The following is a 4,923-nucleotide window of genomic DNA, read 5'->3' as shown; positions in this document are numbered from 1 at the left end:
GTAGGTACGGCGGTCGCTCGGGCGGCGGGCCGAACGGCGAGGTCTCGTCGGAGGGGGGCGCGTAGGGCGAGCGCTCCGGCGGCTGCGTGGCGCCGGGCTGGTCCCGTGGCGGCTCGTACGGGGAGGGCGGCTGCTCGCCACCGGGCGGGTCGGACGGTGGCGGGTTCGTCACGGTCTCCTCCTCCGTGCCGGCAGGTCGTGGCCCTCTTGCCGGACGCTACCCGAGCGGTGAACCTTTTCACAGCGGTTGGGTGGACTGGTCACCTTGGCCTGGCGGGGAGGGGCGGCCGATACTGACCGAGCGTTCGGTTACTTACGAGTAATGCGATGATCCCCCGGAGGCTGAGATGGCTCGACTCGCCCAGACGCCCGGCCTGACCGATGTGCAGCGATCGATCCTGGAGACCGTTCGCGAGTTCGCCGACAAGGAGATCATCCCGCACGCTCAGCGGCTGGAGCACGCCGACGAGTACCCGGCCGACATCCTCGACGGGATGCGGGAGATGGGTCTGTTCGGCCTCACCATCGCCGAGGAGCACGGCGGGCTCGGCGAGTCGCTGCTCACCTACGCCCTTGTCGTCGAGGAGCTGTCCCGGGGCTGGATGTCGATCTCCGGCATCGTCAACACCCACTTCATCGTGGCTTACCTGATCTCCCAGCACGGCTCCGCGGAGCAGAAGAGTCGCCTGCTGCCCCGGATGGCCACCGGCGAGGTGCGCGGCGCGTTCTCCATGTCGGAACCGGAGTGCGGCTCCGACGTCGCCGCGATCAAGTCCAGGGCGGTCCGCGACGGCGACCGGTTCGTCATCGACGGCCAGAAGATGTGGCTCACCAACGGCGCGTACTCCTCGGTGGTGGCCACCCTGGTCAAGACCGACACCGGCGCCGACTCGGTCTACGGCAACATGAGCACCTTCCTGCTGGAGAAGGAGCCCGGGTTCGGCGAGACCGCGCCCGGCCTCACCATCCCCGGCCGGATCGAGAAGATGGGCTACAAGGGCGTCGAGACCACGGAGATGGTGCTCGACGGGGTGCGGGTGCCCGCCTCGGCGGTGCTCGGCGGCGAGGAACAGGTGGGCCGCGGCTTCTACCAGATGATGGACGGCATCGAGGTCGGGCGGGTCAACGTCGCCGCCCGCGCCTGCGGCATCTCCATCCGGGCCTTCGAGCTGGCCGTCGCGTACGCCCAGCAGCGCCGCACCTTCGGCCAGCCCCTCGCCAAGCACCAGGCCGTCGCCTTCAAGCTCGCCGAGATGGGTACGAAGATCGAGGCGGCGCACGCGCTCATGGTCAACGCGGCCCGACTCAAGGACGCCGGTCAGCGCAACGACGTCGAGGCCGGCATGGCCAAGCTGCTCGCCTCCGAGTACTGCGCCGAGGTGGTGCAGGAGGCTTTCCGCATCCACGGCGGCTACGGCTACTCGAAGGAGTACGAGATCGAGCGGCTGATGCGGGAGGCGCCGTTCCTGCTGATCGGCGAGGGCACCTCGGAGATCCAGAAGACCATCATCTCCCGGGGCCTGCTCAGGGAGTACAAGCTCTGAGCCGCCCGGCCCCGGGTCAGGTGCCCGCGCCGGCCGCGTGCGCGGCGAGCTGCCGGCGGGCGTGATCGACCAGGGCGGCGGGGTCGTCGGCGTAGAGGCGGATCTCCCGCACCGGTTCGCTCGGCCCCTTCGGCAGCCGTACCGAGAGCGGCTCGCGCAGCACCAGGTCGACGCTTGTCTGCTTGGCGGCGGCGACGTTCAGGATCGGGCCCGAGTCACCGTGCTCGACCTGGACGGCTCGGCTGGACGGCAGCGAGCGGTAGCGGGCGTCCGCCGAGGCGATCGCCGCCCACGGCACCAGGAAGTCGACCGAGAATCCGTTGCGGACGCGCAGCCCGGCCGCCTCCGCGACATGCGGGTGCACCCGCAGGCTGGCGAAGAGCCCGACCATCCACAGCAGGCCCCAGACGCCGAGCGCCAGCACGATCTTGCGCGCCGACGGCAGGGTGTGGGCGAGGATCACGTCGAAGATCGGGATCTCCACCGCCGAGAGGACGATGAAGGCGATCAGGATCGGCTTCACCACGCCGACGTAGCCGAAGACCTCCGCCCCGGGCTCCCGCGTCGGCGGCCGGCGCAGGAGCCAGCGGTAGAGGCTGCGCCACATGCCGATCTCGTAGACGACCGCGTTCCGCAGCAACGCGATCGGATTCCGCTCCCGCACGGCTCTCTCCGCCCCGAGACGTTCCATTGCACTTGCAATGTAACCGGCGGGGCCGTCGGTTTGCAATGCACCCGCATCGCAAAGAGCGGAGGGGGGTGATGGGCGATCTTGAAACTTCGCGGCCCTTCAGGGGCACCACCGTTCCAAGATCTTTGGAAGCACGCCGACTGAGTGCGCCGGGCGCCCGAGTCGTCTCCGATCCGGCCGCTCGCCGCCGGCAGTAGCGGCCAGGGGTTAGGTGAGGCGGGTGAGGGCGCCTACTGCGCGCTCCACCGCCAAGCAGCGGTCCTCGACGTACTCGATGCCCGCCTCCTCGGCGATCCGCCGCGCCTCCGGCGACACGATGCCGAGCTGCAACCACACCGCCGGCGCGCCGATCGCCACCGCCTGCCGGACCACCTCGACCGCGTCCTCGGCGGGCCGGAACACGTTCACCAGGTCCACCGGGTGCGGGATGTCGGCGAGCGTCCGGTACACCTTCTCCCCGAAGAGCTCGTCGGCCGTCGGATTGACCGGGATGATCCGCCAGCCGTGCCGCTGGATCTGCAACGGCACACTGTGTGCCGCCTTCAGCGGGTCACGGGAAGCACCCACCACGGCGATCACGGCGGATTCGGCGAGGATCTGTTGAGCGGTACGCACCCGGCGACTGTAGCTCCGGAACCTCGCCCGCGTCGCGGGCGGTCAGAGCAGAGTGAGCTGCTCGGCGGCGGGCGGCGGCGGCTCCGGAAGGTCGCGGTTCTCGCCCCGTTCGCCCCGGTGCAGGCCGTGGCGGCGCGCGGCGATCCGCACCCGCGCGGTCAGCTCCCGCTGATAGGCCTGCGGCGCGTACGCCCCGGAGCGGTAGAGCTCGCGGTAGCGGGGCACCAGGTGCGGGAACTCGCGGGCCAGCCAGTGCGCGTACCACTCGCGGGCGCCGGGGCGCAGGTGCAGCGGTATCGCCGTGACGCTGGTCGCCCCGGCCGCCGCGACCGCCGCCACCGTGGCGTCGATCGACTCGTCGTCGTCGCTGAGGCCGGGCAGGATCGGCGCCATCAGCACGCCCACCGAGAAGCCGGCGTCGCTGAGCGTCCGGACGGCGTCCAGCCTGCGGCGCGGGCTGGGAGTGCCCGGCTCGACAGCCCGCCAGAGCCGCTCGTCGACGAAGCCCACCGAGTAGGAGATGCCGACCCGGGTGACCTCGGCGGCCTGCCGGAGCAGCGGAAGGTCACGCAGGAGCAGTGTGCCCTTGGTGAGGATCGAGAACGGGTTGGCGAAGTCGCGCAGTGCCGCGATGATCTGCGGCATCAGCTGGTAGCGCCCCTCGGCGCGCTGGTAGCAGTCGACGTTCGTGCCCATCGCGACGTGCGCGCCCCGCCAGCGCGGCGCCGCCAGCTCCCGCCGGACCAGCTCACCGGCGTTGACCTTGACGATCACCTTCTGGTCGAAGTCCGCTCCGGCATCCAGGTCGAGGTAGGTGTGGGTATTTCTCGCGAAGCAGTAAACGCACGCATGACTGCATCCGCGATAGGGGTTGATCGTCCACTCGAACGGGACGCGGGAGGCGCCCGGCACTCGATTGATGATCGACTTGGCCTGCACCTCGTAGAACGTCATGCCGGCGAAGCCGGGGGTGTCGAAGGTGCGGACGGTTGCGCCGGGCAGCGCCAGCGGCAGGGGTGGCGTCGCTGGCGCTGCCCGTTCAGAAGCCCCCTCGGCCGGGGGAGCGGCGAGGTTGGCCCAGCGCATGGCCACTATTCGAACACACGTACGAGCGCGGCGCAAGCTCATGCGTCGTGTCGGCGGCCACCTCGTCGGCCCCGCCACCGTCTTCGGGTGGAGGATGGAGGCATGGAGAGGTCGACGTTCGTCTACGACGGCGATTGTGCGTTCTGCACCCGCTGCGCCGAGTTCATCGAGCGGCACATCCCCACCTCGGCCCGGGTGCTGCCGTGGCAGTTCGCCGACCTGGCCCCGCTCGGGCTGACCGAGGCGGAATGCGAGCAGGCCGTGCAGTGGGTCGGGGTCGACGGCGTACGCGCCGCCGGGCCGGACGCCATCGCCCGGCTGCTCGGCGCGAGCGGTCCACTCTGGCGGTTCGCGGGCGCGCTCCTGCGCCTCCCGCCGGTGCGCGCCGCCGCGTGGCCCGCGTACCGGTGGGTGGCGCGAAACCGCCACCGCATGCCCGGCGGCACCGCCGCGTGCGCGGTGCCGGGCGCGCAACGGAACTGACCGCCCCGCCGGGCGCCGGCCCCTCGCCGCCCCCCGGCGGCCGCGCTCAGTCGGGGAGGCCGGTGCAGGCCACGTCGTCGATGGTGCAGGCCGTCGGGGCGGCGCTGACGAGCGCGCCGGCCACCCGGAAGGTCACCTGCACCGAGCCCCGTCCCGGCACCTGCCCGCCGCCGTCCGGCACGAAGGTCCAGGTGGCGCCGTCACGGGTGGCGCGGGCCCCGGTCACCGCAGTGACCTTGAGAGACTCCCGGGGCAGCCTGACCACCAGGGTCCAGTCCGGCGCGGGGGCCGCCCCGGGATTGCTGATGGTCACCGCCGCGCGGTAGCTCAGCAGGGCGCTCTCGTCGATCGAGAACTCGGCCCGCAACGGTGTGGGCGCCGGGGCGGAGGTGCTCGCGGTGGCACGGGACGGCGGTGGTGGCGCACTGGTCGGGCTCGCCGCCCCGGCCGGGTGGCTGAGGGTCGGGTGCGAGGACGCGGCGGGGCGCGCCTCCGCGCCGGGGG

General features: G+C 71.8%; 5 protein-coding genes and 1 pseudogene. 2 read left to right on the top strand and 4 right to left on the bottom strand.

What is annotated here, in order from left to right; all coding sequences use genetic code 11:
- Positions 1-347 precede the first annotated feature (347 nt).
- Positions 348-1,544: an acyl-CoA dehydrogenase family protein gene (locus tag E1211_RS30725; RefSeq protein ID WP_132353517.1), complete on the top strand. Its 1,197-nt coding sequence runs from the start codon at positions 348-350 to the stop codon at positions 1,542-1,544.
- Positions 1,545-1,560: 16 nt separating this feature from the next.
- On the opposite strand, the gene E1211_RS30720 is transcribed toward E1211_RS30725, so the two are convergent.
- The 3 genes from E1211_RS30720 to E1211_RS30710 all read right to left on the bottom strand — a co-directional run bounded on the left by E1211_RS30720 (position 1,561) and on the right by E1211_RS30710 (position 3,936).
- A complete protein-coding gene (locus tag E1211_RS30720; protein ID WP_243709782.1) occupies positions 1,561-2,208 on the bottom strand; it encodes a hypothetical protein in 648 nt (215 codons plus the stop codon).
- A gap of 234 nt (positions 2,209-2,442) precedes the next feature.
- The gene (locus E1211_RS30715) at positions 2,443-2,850 is read right to left on the bottom strand and encodes a CoA-binding protein (protein WP_132353513.1); all 408 of its coding nucleotides are present in this window, start codon (positions 2,848-2,850) and stop codon (positions 2,443-2,445) included.
- Between the two features lie 42 nt (positions 2,851-2,892).
- On the bottom strand, positions 2,893-3,936 hold the full coding sequence (locus tag E1211_RS30710; protein WP_132353511.1) for an Rv2578c family radical SAM protein: 1,044 nt from the start codon (positions 3,934-3,936) through the stop codon (positions 2,893-2,895).
- Between the two features lie 102 nt (positions 3,937-4,038).
- Here E1211_RS30710 and E1211_RS30705 point away from each other — a divergent pair, with 102 nt between their 5' ends.
- Positions 4,039-4,419 (top strand): thiol-disulfide oxidoreductase DCC family protein, encoded by a 381-nt coding sequence (locus E1211_RS30705; protein ID WP_132353509.1) that lies wholly within the window; start codon positions 4,039-4,041, stop codon positions 4,417-4,419.
- A gap of 46 nt (positions 4,420-4,465) precedes the next feature.
- On the opposite strand, the pseudogene E1211_RS30700 reads toward E1211_RS30705, so the two are convergent.
- Positions 4,466-4,923: pseudogene (locus E1211_RS30700) on the bottom strand (cellulose binding domain-containing protein); the annotation flags it as partial.

Source organism: Micromonospora sp. 15K316, from assembly GCF_004348525.1.
Lineage (GTDB): Bacteria > Actinomycetota > Actinomycetes > Mycobacteriales > Micromonosporaceae > Micromonospora.
Note: the sequence above shows the minus strand (reverse complement) of the source record. Positions and strands in the feature narration are given on the sequence as shown.